The organism is Amaricoccus sp. (assembly GCF_017993425.1).
In the GTDB taxonomy this organism is placed as follows: domain Bacteria; phylum Pseudomonadota; class Alphaproteobacteria; order Rhodobacterales; family Rhodobacteraceae; genus Amaricoccus.
On the sequence record NZ_JAGOMQ010000003.1, the window covers coordinates 53,159 to 68,213 of the forward strand.

At 71.6% G+C, this 15,055-nt stretch carries 16 protein-coding genes; 6 read left to right on the top strand and 10 right to left on the bottom strand.

All coding sequences use genetic code 11. The annotated features are described in order from the left end of the window. Positions 1-4: 4 nt before the first annotated feature. From tagF to KBB57_RS02135, 6 genes are read left to right on the top strand one after another with little or no spacing between them, the layout of a single operon-like run. Positions 5-529 carry a type VI secretion system-associated protein TagF gene (gene tagF, locus KBB57_RS02110; protein ID WP_290746066.1) on the top strand — a complete coding sequence of 175 codons (525 nt, stop codon included), beginning with the start codon at positions 5-7 and terminating at the stop codon, positions 527-529. After that, the gene (locus tag KBB57_RS02115) at positions 529-1,407 is read left to right on the top strand and encodes a PAAR-like domain-containing protein (protein WP_290746069.1); all 879 of its coding nucleotides are present in this window, start codon (positions 529-531) and stop codon (positions 1,405-1,407) included. The genes tagF and KBB57_RS02115 overlap by 1 nt, the downstream gene beginning before the upstream one ends. Next, a complete protein-coding gene (locus KBB57_RS02120; protein ID WP_290746072.1) occupies positions 1,404-1,817 on the top strand; it encodes a hypothetical protein in 414 nt (137 codons plus the stop codon). The genes KBB57_RS02115 and KBB57_RS02120 overlap by 4 nt, the downstream gene beginning before the upstream one ends. Then, complete coding sequence (locus KBB57_RS02125; protein WP_290746075.1) at positions 1,817-2,323, top strand: hypothetical protein; 507 nt, start codon at positions 1,817-1,819, stop codon at positions 2,321-2,323. The genes KBB57_RS02120 and KBB57_RS02125 overlap by 1 nt, the downstream gene beginning before the upstream one ends. Then, positions 2,323-3,405: a DUF2169 domain-containing protein gene (locus KBB57_RS02130; protein WP_290746077.1), complete on the top strand. Its 1,083-nt coding sequence runs from the start codon at positions 2,323-2,325 to the stop codon at positions 3,403-3,405. The genes KBB57_RS02125 and KBB57_RS02130 overlap by 1 nt, the downstream gene beginning before the upstream one ends. Then, entirely contained in the window at positions 3,393-4,433 is a 1,041-nt protein-coding gene (locus tag KBB57_RS02135; protein ID WP_290746080.1) for a hypothetical protein, read from the top strand. Before KBB57_RS02130 ends, KBB57_RS02135 begins: the two co-directional genes overlap by 13 nt. Before the next feature lie 120 nt (positions 4,434-4,553). On the opposite strand, the gene KBB57_RS02140 is transcribed toward KBB57_RS02135, so the two are convergent. The 10 genes from KBB57_RS02140 to KBB57_RS02185 all read right to left on the bottom strand — a co-directional run bounded on the left by KBB57_RS02140 (position 4,554) and on the right by KBB57_RS02185 (position 15,055). After that, complete coding sequence (locus KBB57_RS02140) at positions 4,554-5,711, bottom strand: HEAT repeat domain-containing protein (RefSeq protein WP_290746083.1); 1,158 nt, start codon at positions 5,709-5,711, stop codon at positions 4,554-4,556. 210 nt (positions 5,712-5,921) lie between these two features. Continuing rightward, complete coding sequence (locus KBB57_RS02145; protein ID WP_290746086.1) at positions 5,922-6,338, bottom strand: DUF6484 domain-containing protein; 417 nt, start codon at positions 6,336-6,338, stop codon at positions 5,922-5,924. 11 nt (positions 6,339-6,349) lie between these two features. Next, the gene (locus tag KBB57_RS02150; RefSeq protein ID WP_290746089.1) at positions 6,350-8,674 is read right to left on the bottom strand and encodes a type VI secretion system Vgr family protein; all 2,325 of its coding nucleotides are present in this window, start codon (positions 8,672-8,674) and stop codon (positions 6,350-6,352) included. A gap of 496 nt (positions 8,675-9,170) precedes the next feature. Beyond that, entirely contained in the window at positions 9,171-10,556 is a 1,386-nt protein-coding gene (locus KBB57_RS02155) for a M20/M25/M40 family metallo-hydrolase (RefSeq protein ID WP_290746092.1), read from the bottom strand. 25 nt (positions 10,557-10,581) lie between these two features. Continuing rightward, positions 10,582-11,736: an iron-containing alcohol dehydrogenase gene (locus tag KBB57_RS02160; protein WP_290746095.1), complete on the bottom strand. Its 1,155-nt coding sequence runs from the start codon at positions 11,734-11,736 to the stop codon at positions 10,582-10,584. Between the two features lie 52 nt (positions 11,737-11,788). Beyond that, the gene (locus KBB57_RS02165; RefSeq protein ID WP_290746098.1) at positions 11,789-12,307 is read right to left on the bottom strand and encodes a helix-turn-helix transcriptional regulator; all 519 of its coding nucleotides are present in this window, start codon (positions 12,305-12,307) and stop codon (positions 11,789-11,791) included. Positions 12,308-12,319: 12 nt separating this feature from the next. Then, the gene (locus tag KBB57_RS02170; protein ID WP_290746101.1) at positions 12,320-12,865 is read right to left on the bottom strand and encodes a cytochrome b/b6 domain-containing protein; all 546 of its coding nucleotides are present in this window, start codon (positions 12,863-12,865) and stop codon (positions 12,320-12,322) included. Continuing rightward, positions 12,865-13,119, bottom strand: a complete 255-nt coding sequence (locus KBB57_RS02175) for a PepSY domain-containing protein (protein WP_290746104.1) — start codon at positions 13,117-13,119, stop codon at positions 12,865-12,867. The genes KBB57_RS02170 and KBB57_RS02175 overlap by 1 nt, the downstream gene beginning before the upstream one ends. Before the next feature lie 124 nt (positions 13,120-13,243). Further along, a complete protein-coding gene (locus KBB57_RS02180; protein ID WP_290746106.1) occupies positions 13,244-14,632 on the bottom strand; it encodes an aldehyde dehydrogenase family protein in 1,389 nt (462 codons plus the stop codon). 12 nt (positions 14,633-14,644) lie between these two features. Further along, positions 14,645-15,055 carry a type II toxin-antitoxin system VapC family toxin gene (locus KBB57_RS02185; protein WP_290746109.1) on the bottom strand — a complete coding sequence of 137 codons (411 nt, stop codon included), beginning with the start codon at positions 15,053-15,055 and terminating at the stop codon, positions 14,645-14,647.

A 15,055-nucleotide genomic window follows, 5' to 3' on the forward strand; every position in this document is an offset into this window, starting at 1 on the left:
GCCCATGACCGGCTTCTTCGGCAAGATCCCGGCCTCGGGCGACTTCGTGAGCTGGAACCTCCCCCGCTCCTTCACCGACCGCTGGGACTGCTGGTTCTCCGCCGAGCTCCTCGCCCGCCCCGACGTCGGGCCCCTCGACCCCCGCGCCTGGCGCTTCGTCGTGCCGGCGGGGGTGTTCGGCGATCAGCCGGTCGCCGGCGTGTGGCGGATGAGCGAGGACCGGGCGGGGCGAAGGTATCCGTTCGTGATCGCCCGGCTGGGGGAGACGCCGGATCCGGGGGATGCGTGGTACGGGCACATTGAAGGAGCCCTTGATGCCGCTGTGGCAGGCTCGTGGGCGCCAAACTTCATAGCGGAAGACATTTCGAGGCACAGCGCAGATATTTCAGGGAGTTTAAAAGCGCCTCGCATTTTCTTCTGGAGCGAGGGTTCGGACGTCGTCGAAGTAGACTTTCGTCGGCCAGATTCCTTGATGAGAGAGGGATTGGCCTTTATGCGGGCCCGAGTTCCCGACGAAGAGGACGTATAGTGTCCTGCACAGTCTTCGCCGAGGGGATGGGGCCCTTTCACAAGGGAAGCGGCGGCAGTGCGACCGCGCCGGGCGATGTATGCCTGACGCCGCCACCGCCGCCGGCGGGGCCGCTGCCGGTGCCGTACGTCAACAAACTTTCGGCCGGCGACCTCACGAAAGGAAGCCGCACGGTCAAAATCCAGAGCAATCCCACTGCGTTGGAGGATGGATCCGAGGTAAGCACCAGCGTGGGCAACGAGGCTGCTACACAAGGCGGCGGTGTAGTCACCCATAAAACGAAGGGCAAAGGTCACTTCACCCTCTGGTCCTTCACGGTTCAGGCCGAGGGCAAGGGCGTCTGCTGCCATGGTCACCCCATGATGCAGAACACGAGCTGCACTCCGCCAAATATAGTATGCGTGCAGGCAAAAGTTGCGAAAAACCTGAAGAAGCATAAATTCGATAAAAAATACAAATGCACCAAGTGTGAAGCTGAAGCTTACAAGCACCACAGGCCGACGGATAAGCAAAAGGAAAAGGCAAATAAGGATGGAAGGAAATCTGGATGCTGGACGCCAAATTGTCCAAGGGGCATGGTAAATACGTGGACGACCAGCAAGGGGAAGAAGAAGACATCACCAAACTGGACGGCGGATCACCAGCCCCCGCAGGCGTACGTCTGGCATCATATGGGCGGATGCAAAGGCGCATGCGACAAGAACAAAAAAAACAAAGCAAAGGCGCTAAAGAAATTCAAGGACTGGGCGCAAGATCTAGACACATGCAAGCCTCACTGCCGGATATGCTCCAATTCCCAAGGGGGGTATACCGCGAATTATTGGGGAGACAATTTTGTGGATAAGCTGCTGAATCTGATGAACAAAGCTCCAAAATGACAAACGACGCATACGACGAGATCGCCAAGAGGTACGAGGCGGAGCTTCGGGGCGTCATACCGTCCCTGCTGGCTTGGTGGGAACGGATTGCAGAAAACAATCAGGGGGGTACAAGCCGCGAACTCCGTTGGCCCATGGGGCCATGCTCCCATCCGAGATTCATCGAGATATTTCGGCGGTACTACCTCGAGATTCAAGCAGAGAACGAAAAGAACGAATCCGACGAAGAAGCCGTGGAAGCCGCGCCTATTACCGATGACATGTGGGGCGCAGAGAGCGCTGAGGACGAAGAGGGCGCGTACGTCAACCCCAATGGGGTCCTGTTGGCAGAAATGATCTCGAAGGACTCGAAACTGAAGGATTTCCTAGGGTTCTTTGTATTTATTCCGGTGGATCCAGGGGAATACTGATGGAAAGGAACAAATACGATAAATATTTGGCTCACGACGTAAGGCTAGGTTATATGAGGCTGTATTATGCGCCGTTTGACCTGAGGGATGGGCGGGTTTCACAACATGCTTTTAAGGATATCCGGAATGCGCCAGAGATCCTTAGGAAGCTCTTTCTGCGGTATGTCTCCGATATGGAGCGTGTGTCCGATGATGCGCTCGAGGCATGGATTGCGCTCGTTCAGGGGCAGCTAACGGGGGATCGCAGCCTTGCCGAGGCAAGAAGGGCCGCGTTCGCCCAGTGGCCGGCAGGTCCGGCGAGCCAGGCCGACGTCGTCTCAACCGTGCGGAATTATTGGCTGGAGGTGGCGGACATCGTCGCCGATCTTGGCGTATCCGCCGATCTATTGCCGCAGGACCTCCTCTTGAAGTGGCCTTCAGACGTTAGGAAGGATCACGTCGTGGCGGTCATCACCGCCATGCCCTACTGGCCGATCGGCCTCGACGAAAACGGGAACTGGTGCTGATGGCGTTCGCGGTCTGGCTCGAGAACCGGACGCCGTTCGCCGCGGACACGCATGTGCAGGTCGACGCCGAGGGGCAGGAGGTGCTGGTGCTCATGCTCTCGGCGAGCTTCGAGGCCGGCGCGGAGGGGCTGCGGCCTGCGGCGGAGCAGACGCCGGTGGCGTTTGCGGACGTGCCGAGCGGGGATCCGGCGCTCTCGTCCACCCGCTACGAGGCGGACATCGCGCCGGTGAAGCCGGCGGTGGACGTCATCGTCAACGGCTGCGCCCATGCGCCGGGGGGGCGGGCGGCGGCGGAGGTGCAGGTGGGGATCCGGGTCGGGACGGTGCGGAAGGTGCTCAGCGTCGTCGGGGACCGGGCGCGGGCGGCCGGGGGGTACAGCGCGGCGCGGCCGTTCACGGCGATGCCCGTGGTCTGGGAGCGGGCCTGGGGCGGGACGGCGGAGGACGGGCAGTGCGAGGTGCGGAACCCGGTGGGGATTGGGTTCAAAGGGGCGCGGTCGGCGGATCCGGGGGTGTTGAGCGAGGCGCCGAACGTGCTCTATCCCGGCGAGGCGGGGGCGGGGCCGGGAGACAGGCCGCGGCCGGCTGGGCTGGGCGTGGTCGGGCGGGGGTGGCGGCCGCGGATCGGCTATGCGGGGACCTATGATCAGGCGTGGATAGACGGGCAGTGGCCGCTGCCGCCGAAGGACTTCGATCCGCGGCATCATCTTGCGGCGCCGGAGGACCAGCAGGCGCCGGCGCTGCCGCCGGGGACGGTTGCGACGCTCGTCAACCTGACGCCAGAGGGGCGGTGGGAGTTCCGGCTGCCGCGGATCGCGGCGCCGGTCAGGCTGATCTATGACGATCGGGTCGAGGAGACCGCCTTCGAGCCGGACACCGTGCTGATCGAGCCGGAGCTGAAGCGGGTGACGTTGAAGGCGCGGCGGGCCTTCGTGACGCGGCGGAACGCCCCGGCGCTGCGGGAGATCGCCTTCGGGCATGTCTCGCCGGTCTGGCTGAACGCGCGGAGGAAGCGCAAGGCCTACCTCAACCCGCTCGGCGGCGACGGCACGCTCACCGACCGGCCGACATGGGCGCCCTGACGCCCCCGCTCTGGATCTGCGGGGCGGGGGCGGTGACCCCGGCCGGGCTCGACGCGGCCCAGACCTGCGCGGCGATCCGGAGCGCGCTGTCGGCCTTCGAGGAATACATCCGCAACGATCCGTTCGGCGCGGTGCAGATCGTGGCGCGCATTCCGGCGCATTGGCGGCTGCGGCGGACGGAGGGGGAGTGGCTGGTCAACATGGCGGGCCGCGCGCTCGCGGAGGCGCTGGCGAGCGGCGGGGTGGCGGCGGAGGAGAGCGTGGTGCTGCTGGCCCCGCCGGAGAGCTTCCGCGGCCATCCGGCCTATGCGGACGTGGCGCCGGAGCGGTTCCTCGCCGCGGTGCTGGCGGCGGCGGGGGTCGTGGCGCATCCGGCGTCGCGGGCGGTGGACGGCGGGGCGGCGGCGGTGGTCGGGCTGCTCGCCCATGCCCGGGACGCGCTCGGCGCGGGGGCGGCGCAGGTGCTGCTCGGGGGCGTGGACAGCCTCGTCAACGCGGCGGACCTCGCGCGGCTCGACAAGGCCGGGCGGCTCAAGGGCGACGACAACGCCCAGGGGCTGGTGCCGGGCGAGGGCGCGGTCTTCGTGCGGCTCAGGGCGGTGCGCGAGCCGGGCGCCGCGGCGGCGGCGCTCGGGGTGGGAAGCGCGGCCGAGGCGGAGACGGTGGTCGGCTCGGAGCGCTACAGCCAGGGGATCGCGCTCCGCGCCGCGCTGGAGGCGGCGGTCGAGGCCCCGGCGCCGGCCGAGCCGGCGATCGACTTCGTGGTGTCGAACGGCAACGGCGAGCGGTACGCGGCCTGGGAGGCGATGATCGCCCGGCCGCGGTTCTACCGCACCCGGCGGGAGACGCTGCCGACGGCCTATCCGGCGATGACGGTGGGCGAGGTCGGCGCCGCCGGCGGGGCGCTGGCGCTGATGGTGGCGGCGGACGCCTTCGCGAATGGCTATGCGCCGGGGCGGACGGCGATGATCGAGACGGCGTCGGAGGCCGGCCTGCGCTCCGCGGCGGTGGTGGCCGGGGCGGGGTAGCTCCGCGGGGCTCTGCGGCAGTCGGCGAGAGACCGGCGCGGCGGCGATGGCCGCCGGGACCCGGTTTCGCCGCAGGCGCGGGCGCCGCGGCATTCGGGAGAGGGCAGCAGCCGGCGCGGGTCAGCTCCAGGCGGGGTAGGGGCGGGTGCGGCGCCAGTCGGCGAGGGGGGCGTCCGGCGTGGCGGCGGCGGCGCGGAGGGCGGCGAGGCGGGACTGGCGGAGCGGGACGAAGGGCGGCGCGTCGGGGGCGCCGCGGGTGCGCTCCCACCAGGCGGCCGCGCGGTCGGCGATCGGGACGGGGCTGTCGGCGGCCGCGAAGGCCGGACCGAGCGCCTCGGGGTCGGCGGCGAAGACGTCGGTGGCGTCGAAATCCACGGCGAAGAGATCGCGGAAGGCGCAGCCGGCGGCATGGGCGAGGGCGGGGTCGCGCATCCGCTCGAGGAGCCAGGGGACGGCTGTGCGCTCGCCGATGGCGCCGATCGCCGCGACGAGGAGCGGGTCGTCGGGGCGGCGGGCCAGCTCGGCGCGGGCCCAGGCCACCGCCTCGGCGCGGGGCCAGGCGACGAGGCGGAGCTCGATCGCGGCGGCGCGGAGGGGGCCGTCGCGGGCGGCGCGGCGCTCGACCTCGGCCGCGGCCTGCGGGCGCAGGCCGAGGAGGCAGGCGGCGCGGGCGGCCTGCCAGCGGGGCCCCGGGTCGGGGCCGGCGAGCGCCGCGGCGACGGCGGGGGCGAGGTCGGTGCGGCCGAGCTCGGCCGCGAGGCGGAGGGCGCGGGCGCGGACGGCCGGATCGGGATCGGCGAGGAGCGCGGGGAGGCGGCGGCCGGGATCGACGCGGTGGTGGGAGAGGGCGCAGACGGCGAGGCGGCGGAGCAGCGGCGCGGCGGCGTCGAGCCACGGGCCGACCAGCGGCCGCAGGCGGTCGGCGCCGTGCCGGGCCAGCGCGCCGGAGAAGCCGCGGAAGGCGCCCGGGGCCTCGGCCAGCGCGGCGAGGGCGCGCTCGACGAGCGCCGGCTCGCCGGAGCCGAGCGCGAGCCAGGCGACGACGAAGAGCTCGCCCGCCTCGGGGAACTCGGCCAGGCGCGCCAGCGCCAGCTCCCAGCCGGCCTCGCCGGAGGCCGTCATGCCGGCGAGGTTCGCGGTCAGCCGCTGGTCGAGCCGGCCGAGGTCGGCCTCGCCGAAGAGCCGGCCGTCGACCTGCCGGGCGCGCTGCGTGAACAGGAAGGCCGCGTCGTCGGCGTGCTGGGCGACGATGGCGGCGATCGTCGCCGGGCGGAGCATGGCGGCCGTCAGGCTCAGAGCCCCGGGGCTGGCCGCGCCGGCCAGCCCCGGGGCGCGGCCGGGTTGGGGCCGCGCGCCGGCGGCGCGCAGGGGCTAGCACGCGTGTTAGCCGGATCAACATATTGAAATAAAGTCATAATTCCAAATCCGTCAACCCTTCCGCAACCAAGGTTAACGCCGGTCCGGAGGGGCCGGCGGGAGGCCCTCGCCTCAGTTGAGATGCACCGAGCCGCCGCGGACGCGGTTCGCGCCGCTGGCGTGGCTGACCACGGTCGCGCCGCGGATGACGATGCGGCCGTCCTTCTCCATCAGGATGGTCGCCGCGCCGCAGCGCAGCTCTATGCGCTCCTCGCCGACGATGCTGACATGGGCCGCCCGACGCTCGGCCTCGGGCGCGGTCCCCGGCCGCACGATCCGCCCGACGATGAGCGGGCGGCCGGGATCGCCGTCCTCGAAGAGCAGCGCCACCTCGGCGCCGAGGTCGTCGGAGCCGAGCGGCGCGAGGCTCCGGGCCGGCACGCCGGCGGGCTCGCGGTTGCCGGGAAACACCACCAGCGGCCGGCCGTCGACGAGGCCGAGCAGCATCCCGATCGCCACGCCGTCGATCCGCTCGCGCACCGCCTCCATGACGCCTCTCCTCAGTTGTTGTGGACCGTCGAGCCCTTGACCTTCGCGTCGCCGGTCGCGTCGGCGAGGAACTTGCCGGACGCCTTGGCCGTCACGTCCTTGCCGTCGATCGTCACCGTGCCGTCGCTCTTCATCACCAGCGTCGCCGAGCCGCATTTGAGCGTGATCTCGTCGGTGGCCTCGATCATCAGCTTCTTGCCGACCTTGATCGAGGCGCCGCCGGTCACGTCGAGCGCGCTGTCCTTGCCGACCTTGACGGTCCGGCCGCCGGTGACGTCGGTCCCGTCGTCGCCGCCGACCTTGGCCGTGCGCGCGCCCTTGACGTTGGTCGACTGCGCGCCGCCGACGTCGATGCCCCGGTCGGCCTTGACCTTGATCGTCTGCCCGGCGCCGACGTCCCAGCTGTCGGACGCGCCGATGTTGTGGCTCTGCGCGAGCTTGACGCCGACGCTGCGGATCGCGCCGATCTCGTTGACCTGCGCGCCGATCACCGTGCGGCTCTCGGCGGCGCCGACGAAGTCCACCCGCGCCGCCTTGACGGTGATCGTCTGCACCGCGGTCACGGTCTGGGTGTGGTTCGCGCCGATCGTCTCCGTCGAGTTCGCGGTGACGCTGATCGTCTCGTCGGCGCCCACGCTGAGCTTGCGGTTGGCGCCCACCGACTCGGTGTCATTCGAGAGGATCTTGACCGTGCGGTCGACGCCGACGGTCGTCGTCTTGTTCTTGCCGACGTCCTCGTCGAGGTTCACGCCCACGGAGTGCTTGGCGTTGTTGTCGATCCGGTCGGACTGGTCGTGCTGGACGAGCTTGGCGCGGTCGTTCTTGACGAGGAGGACGTGGTCCTTCTGCGCCTGGAAGCTGACCAGCTCGGAGCCCGCCTTGTCCTCGAACATCAGCGCGTTGTAGCCGCCGCCGCCCGGCGAGGAGTTCGACTTCCAGCCCGACTGCGTCTCGTTGCCGGGGAGCCCGTAGGGCGGCGTCTCGGCGCCGTTGTAGACGCGGCCGGTGATGATCGGCCGGTCGGGGTCGCCCTCGAGGAAGTCGACGATCACCTCCTGGCCGATGCGCGGGATCTGGATGAAGCCCCAGCCGCCGCCGGCCCAGGACTGCGAGACGCGGATGAAGCAGGAGCTGTCCTGGTCGCGCTTGCCGAGGCGGTCCCAGTGGAACTGCACCTTCACGCGGGCATGGGCGTCGGTGTAGATCTCCGCGCCGCCCGGGCCGGTCACCGTCGCCGTCTGCACCCCGCGCATCGCCGGCCGGGGCGTGAGCCGCGGCGGGCGGAAGGGCAGGGCCGAGGGCGCGAGCTCCAGCGTGACGAGGTAGGTCTCGCCGACCGCCTCCGCGGCGGCGCGGTGCTCGGGGTCGACGAGGCGGTAGTCGGCCCGGAGCACGAAGTGCTCGGCGTTCTGGTCGGCGCGCGGGAAGCCCTCGAGCTTGAACGACACCCCCGCCGCCAGCCCGCGGGCGTTGCCGGCGGCGCGGACGCGGATGTGGCCGGCCTGCGCCTCCTCGCGGCGCACCCGGGCCAGCGCGTCGCCGCGGTCGAGCTCGCGGTGGGCGCCGGGGTAGTGGTAGATCTCGCCCTTGGCCTGCGCGTGCTCGAAGGGCGCGGTGGCGGTCGCGGCGAGCGCCAGCGCCGGGCGGGTGAAGTCGTAGTCGGTGTGGACGTAGCCGCCCGCCCGCGCCGTGGCGACCGGAGCCCAGTCGGCGAGGTGCTCGCGGTCGTGCTGCGGCGGGTCCTCGCGGTAGTGGAAGGGCACGGTCTCGTAGCCCGGGGCCGGTTGCAGCGCCGGCACGTCGTCGACGAGGACGAGGGTGTGGCCGCCGTCGGCGTACTCGAAGAACCACCAGATGCCCTCGTCCTCCAGCAGCCGCGACACGAAGGCGAGGTCGCTCTCGCCGTACTGGACGCAGTATTCCCGCGGCGGGTAGCTGCCGCGCAGCCGCTTCTCGAACTTCGCCTGCGGGCAGGCGGCGAAGACCTTCTCGACGATCTCCACGGTGCTGAGGTTCTGGAACACCCGGTTGTCGGCGCCGAGGCCGAGGAACCACAGCCAGGGGCGGATCTCGGCCTCGTAATGGGCGATGCGGCGCTCGACATGGGCGAGGCGGAAAGCGGCGACCTGGCCGGAGAACCAGCGCGGCGGGTCGCCGGCCTCGGCCTCGATGGAGATCTCCTCGCCGAGGAGCTTGAGGGGGTCGATGTCGAAGTCCTCGCTGATGAAGCGCAGCGTGAACTCGAAGCAGCGGCTGATCGCGTCGAACCCGTCCATGCGGGCGAAGGCGAGCCCCTCGACGGGGGTCTTGGCGACGATGTAGCGGGTCTCCGGCATCGGGAGGTAATTCTCCGGCTGCGCCTCTTGCCGCGAGCGTAGCACAACCGGGGGCCGTCGCGCGCGGAAATCCTGCGGGTCCCGTCGGGGGCGTGTCGGGCCGTTTCCGGCCGGCGCCGCGGCCCCCTGGGGGCGCGGCCGGAGAGGCGTCCCATAGTGGGACATTGGTCAACCATATGAAATCAATTATATATATGGTGCGGACGTCTTTTCGCGCCCTGCGGGACAGTGGAGACAGGGCGCGGCCCTAGGCTGGTCGCGACGTAGAAGCCAGACGGATTTGACCCGTGGCAAATCCGTCCGTGATCGCCCCTGCGGGGGGCGAGCGCGATTCCGCGCTCGCCGGGGCGCTCACGGACGGATTGCGCGCGACGGGGAAATCTGGACCCCCGCCGGCCTCCGCGCCAACGCGCTCCGGCCGCCGGCGCGGCGAAAGCTGTGCTTTCGCTTGTCGCGCCGGGCCTCGCGGGCAAGCCCGCTTTGGTCGGGCGCCCAGTCAGCTCCGGGACAGGGCGTCGAGGATGCGGGCCCAGGAGCGGATGCCGCGGTGGAAGCTCGCGAGGTCGTATTTCTCGTTCGGCGAGTGGATGCGGTCGTCGTCGAGGGCGAAGCCGGTCAGGACGACGTCCATGCCGAGCGTCTCCTTGATCTCGGTGGTGATCGGGATCGAGCCGCCCATGCCGAGCATCGCCGGGGGGCGGCCCCATTCCGCCTCGAGCGCCGCGGCGGTGGCGCGGAAGGCCGGGCCGTCGGGCGAGAACGCCGTCGCGCGGCCGGAGCCGTGCTCGGTGAACTCGACCTTGCAGTCCGCGGGAACGCGCGCCCGCACGAAGTCGCGGAAGGCGGCGCGGACCTTGTCGGGGTCCTGGTCGAAGACCAGCCGGAACGACACCTTGGCCGAGGCGCGGCTCGGGATCACCGTCTTGAACCCGGCGCCCTGGTAGCCGCCGCCCATGCCGTTCACCTCGGCCGTGGGCCGCGAGGTCACCTGCTCCAGCACGCTGCGGCCCTTCTCGCCGGCGGGGATGGAGAGGCCGATGGGGCCGAGGAACTCCGCCGCGGAGAGGTCGAGCCGCGCCCAGCTCTCGCGGATCGCGTCGGGCAGCTCGCGCACGCCGTCGTAGAAGCCGGGGATGGTGACGCGGCCGTCGTCGTCGTGGAGGTCGGCGAGGATCCGCGCCAGCACGTGGTTGGGGTTGCGCGCCGCCGAGCCGTAGGCGCCGGAATGCAGGTCGCGGTCGGCGCAGGTGATGGTCACCTCCTCGCCGCAGAGGCCGCGCAGCATGGTGGTGATCATCGGCGTCTGCGGGTCCCACATGCCGGTGTCGCAGATGAGGCCGATGTCGGCCTTCAGCTCCGCGGCGCGGGACTTCAGGAACGGCGGCAGGTGCTCGCCGCCGCTCTCCTCCTCGCCCTCGATCAGCACGCTGAGCGGGATGGGGAGCCGGCCCGTGACCGCCTTCCAGGCGCGGCAGGCCTCGACGAAGGTCATCACCTGGCCCTTGTCGTCGGAGGCGCCGCGGGCGCGGATCTGCCGCGTGCCGTCCGGGCCCGCCTCGATGGCGGGGTCGAAGGGGTCGCGGGTCCAGAGCTCCAGCGGGTCGACGGGCTGCACGTCGTAGTGGCCGTAGAAGAGCGCCGAGGGGCCGTCGCCGTCGCGCAGGTGGCCGAGCACGATGGGGTGGCCGTCGGTCGGATGCGCGGCGGCCGCGAAGCCGATCGAGGCGAGGTCGCGCGCGTGCCAGTCGGCGCAGTCGCGGCAGGCGCCGGCGAAGGCGGGGTCGGTCGAGATCGAGCGGATGCGCAGCGTCTCGAAGAGGCGCGCGAGCGCGTTGTCGAGGTCGGCGTCGATATGGGCGAGGACGCGGTCGAGGTCGGACATGCTTCTCTCCTGAAATCCCGCCGGCTCAGACCCGGCCTTCGGCGGCGCGCCGGTAGAGGTCGAGCGCGTCGGCGACGGCGAGCTCGCGGGGGTTCCCCCCGGCGGTCGGGTCGACCACCGCCATCGCGGCCATGGCGTCGAAGCGCGCGTCGTCGACGCGGATGCCGCCGAGGTCGTGCGGCACGCCGAGCTCGCGGCGCAGCTCCAGCACCCAGTCGATGAGCCCGTCGAGCCCGCCCGCGAGCCCGAGCCAGCCGGCGAGGCGGTCGGCCTTGTCGGCGATCCCGGCGCGGTTGAAGGCGAGCACGTAGGGCATGAAGACGGCGTTGGTGAGGCCGTGGTGGGTGTCGTAGAGGGCGCCGACCGGGTGGCTGAGCGCGTGGATGGCGCCGAGGCCCTTCTGGAACGCGGTCGCGCCCATGGCGGCGGCGGAGAGCATGTTCCCGCGCGCCTCGAGGTCGGTCCCGTCGTGGTAGGCCCGCGGCAGGTATTCCTTGACCAGCCGCACGCCCTCGACGGCGATCCCCTCGGCCATCGGGTGGTAGGAGGGGGCGAAGTAGGCCTCGAGGCAATGGGCGAGCGCGTCCATGCCGGTGCCGGCGGTCAGCGCCGGCGGCAGGCCGACGGTCAGCTCCGGATCGAGGATCACCTGCGCCGGCAGCATCTTCGGGTGGAAGATCACCTTCTTCACGTGCTCGGCGAGGTTGGTGATGACGCCGGCGCGGCCGACCTCGGAGCCGGTGCCGGCGGTGGTCGGCACGGCGACGATCGGGGCGATGCCGGCGGGGTCGGCGCGGGTCCACCAGTCGCCGACGTCCTCGAAGTCCCACATCGGCCGCGACTGCCCGCGCATGAAGGCGACCACCTTGCCGCAGTCGAGCGCCGAGCCGCCGCCGAAGGCGACGACGCCGTCGTGGTCGCCCGCCCGCAGCGCGGCGATGCCGGCCTCGACGTTGGCGTCGGTCGGGTTCGGCTTCACGTCCGTGAACACCTCGGGAGCGAGCCCGTCGGCGCGCATCACGTCGAGGGCGCGGGCGGCGATCGGCAGCGGCGCGATGCCGGGATCGGTGACGAAGAGCGGCCGCGCGATGCCGGCGGCCTTGCACGCGGCCCCCAGCTCGGCGATGCGCCCGGCGCCGAAGCGGATCGCGGTGGGATAGCTCCAGTTGGCGGTGGTCATGATCGGTCTCGCAGGCGGCGGGAGACCAGTTACGGGCAAGCGCGTCCGGAGTTCAACGCCCCTTCGGCGCCGCGTCTCCGCCGCCGAGCTCGACCCCGGCCAGCAGGTCGTCGACGAAATGCGCGATGAGCTGCGCCCGCCCCGCCACGCCGGCCTTGCGGTAGACCGCCGCCCCCTGCGCCCGGACGGTCCCCTCGCGCGCGCCGCGCAGGGCCGCGATCTCGGCGGCGGAGAAGCCCTTGAGGGTGAGGAGCGCCACCTCGCGCTCGGCCGGGGTCAGGCCCCAGGCGGCGAAGGTCTCCGTGACCAGCGCCGCGAAGGCGCCGCTCGCGGCCTTGAGCCGGTCGCTCATCCGCTCGGCCCGCGCCTGCATCCGCCGGACCTCGCCGGCGATCAGCGCCGAGCCGAGGAGCAGCGTCGTCACGATGGCGACCTCCAGCGCCGCGTGGCCGTGGTCCGTCGCCAGCTCGGGGAGCTCGGAGAGGATGTCGACGAGGAGGAGCACGCCGCAGAGCGCCTGGAGCGCGGCGGCGAGCCCCAGCAGCCGCCCTCGCGTGAGCCAGGCCGACACTTGGCGCCTCCCTCAGGGCCGCTTGCGGCCGGTGATCATCGCCAGGACGAGGTTCTCGCGGTGGCGCAGGCTCTCCCAGGCTACGCCCAGCCAGTGCAGGACGACAAGGCCGACGCCGAGGTCGGCGATGGTCTCGTGAAGTTCCTCGAGCCAGCCCGCGCCCCAGAAGCGGTCGAGGCCCATCATCCAGCCGGTGGCCCCGAGCCCCGCCACCACGGCGAGGAGCGCGACGACCATGGCGCCCCCGGCGGGGTTGTGGCCGAGATGGCGGGGCTCCGTCCCGCGCAGGACCGCCCGGGCGTAGGCGAGGAGCCCCGCCGGGCCGGGGACGAAGTCGGCGAAGCGGGCGCGGCGCGGGCCGGCGAAGCCCCAGAGGATGCGCGCGGCCGCCGCGGCGACGGCGATCCAGCCGAGGGTCTCGTGCGTCCCGCGCGGCGAGGTCAGCGCGAAGGCGCCGAGGAAGCCGGCGGCCAGCGTCCAGTGCAGGACCCGGAGCAGCGGGTCCCAGACCCGGACGGTCGCGCCCATGCCCCCGCCCGCGCCCGCCTCGCCCGGCATCAGTCCTCCTCGCGCTGCAGCTCGGCCCCGGTGGCGGGGTCGTAGTAGATCTCGAGCTTGGTCTCGCCGTTCTTGCCGTAGATCTCGTAGCAGCCGTCGCTGACCTTCATCTCGCGGATCGCGCCGCCGGCCTCCTCGAAGCCCTTGGCGACCTGCCACATCGGCAGGGACATCGGCGTGCCGGAGCAGTTCGGGTCGGCGAAGGCCGGCGCCGCGGCGAGCGCGGCCGCGAGGCAAAGGGCGGGTTTCAGCATGGCGGTCTCCCATCGGCGTCGTCCGGCCTCATCGCCGGCGGGACAGCAATGGCGACGCCTGCGGGCGCGGCGCCATCGGCGTCGCGCTTATAAGCGGGCGCATAAGCATTCGCTTATGGGGGCGTCAGCCGGGGAGCTGCTTGCGCAGGTGGTAGGATTTCGGCCGGGTGAGGCTGAGCCAGCCGAGATAGGAGAGCGAGGTCCCGCGCCCGGTCTCCTTGCAGCCGGTCCAGCACAGCGCCGGGTCGAGGTAGTCGGCGCGGTTCATGAACACGGTGCCGGTCTCGACCCGCGCGCCGATCTCCGCCGCCGCCGCGACGTCCCCGGTCCAGATCGACGCGGTCAGCCCGTAGCGGCAGTCGTTCATCAGCGCCACCGCCTCCTCGTCGCCGGAGACGGGCATGATGCCGACGACGGGCCCGAAGCTCTCCTCGGTCATCACCCGCATGGAATGGTCGACGCCGACCAGCACCTGCGGCGCGAGGTAGGCGTCCGTGCCGGTGTCGGCCGGGAACAGCGCCGGATCGACCAGCGGCCGGGCCCCCGCCGCGACCGCCTCGGCGACCTGGCCACGGACCGTCTCGGCGAAGCGGCGGTTGGCCATCGGGCCGAGGGTGGTCGCCTTCTCCAGCGGGTTGCCGAGTCTCAGCCCCGAGGCCCAGGCGGCGGCCTTCTCGACGAAGGGGTCGAAGAGGCTCTGGTGGACGTAGATCCGCTCGATGCCGCAGCAGCACTGGCCGGCGTTGTACATCGCGCCGTCCATTAGCACGTCCACCGCGGCGTCGAGGTTGGCGTCGGCGCGGACGTAGCCCGGGTCCTTGCCGCCGAGCTCCAGCCCCGTGCCGACGAAGGTCCCCGCCGCCGCCCGCTCGATGGCGCGGCCGCCCTCGACCGAGCCGGTGAAGTTGATGAAGTCGAACGCGCGCCCGGCGATCAGCTCCGAGGTGGCGGCGTGGGTGAGGTGGAGGTTGGTGAACACCCCCTCCGGCAGGTGCGCGAAGGCCTGCGCCAGGCGCTCGCCGGCCAGCAGGGTCTGGCTCGCGTGCTTGAGCGCCACCGCGTTGCCGGCGATCAGCGCCGGGACGATGGTGTTGATCGCGGTGAGGTAGGGGTAGTTCCACGGCGCGATCACGAGGACGAGCCCGAGCGGCTCGCGGGCGAGGTAGCGCAGGAACCGCTCGCTCTCCTCGATCACCCGGGGCGCGAGGTTCTCCTCGGCGATCCCGGCCATGTAGGCGGTGCGCTCGCGCACCCCGCCCATCTCGCCGCCGTAGCGGACGGGGCGGCCCATCTGCCAGGCGAGCTCGGTCACCACGTCGGCGTTGACCCGGTCGAGCCGCGCCACGCCCTCCTGCACGAGCGCGATCCGCTCCTCCAGCGGCCGTCGCGCCCAGTCCTTCTGCGCCGCCCGCGCGCGCGCCAGCCGGTCGCGCGCCGCGCCCACGCTCTCGGCGGGGCGCTCGGCATAGACCGATCCGTCGATCGGCGAGACGCAGCGGATCATGTCGGTCACGATGCTCGGTCCTCAGCAGGGCAGGGCGGCCACGTGGCCGGCCCGGGCGTAGTCCAGGATGGCGCGGTCGCGGGTCAGGATGCGGAACTGGCGGCTACGCGCCGTCGCCAGGATGATGCGGTCGGCAGGGTCGCGGGGCGGCGCGCCCGGCAGGCTCGACGAGTCGATGAGCACGTCCGGGTCGAGGGCGCAGAGATCGATCCCCGGCTGCGCGAGCACCCGCCGGAACCACGCCGATGGATGGGCGGAGAGCGAGACCCGTCCCCGGGCGACGAGGAGCCCGATCTCCCAGGCCGAGATCGGCGAGACCCAGATGGTCCGGTCCGCCTGCCAGGCCTCGTCGAGCGCGGCCGCGGCGGGCCTGCCGATCTCGCCGCCGTCGGCGAGCCAGAGCATGGCGCAGGTGTCGAGCAGCAGCTGCAC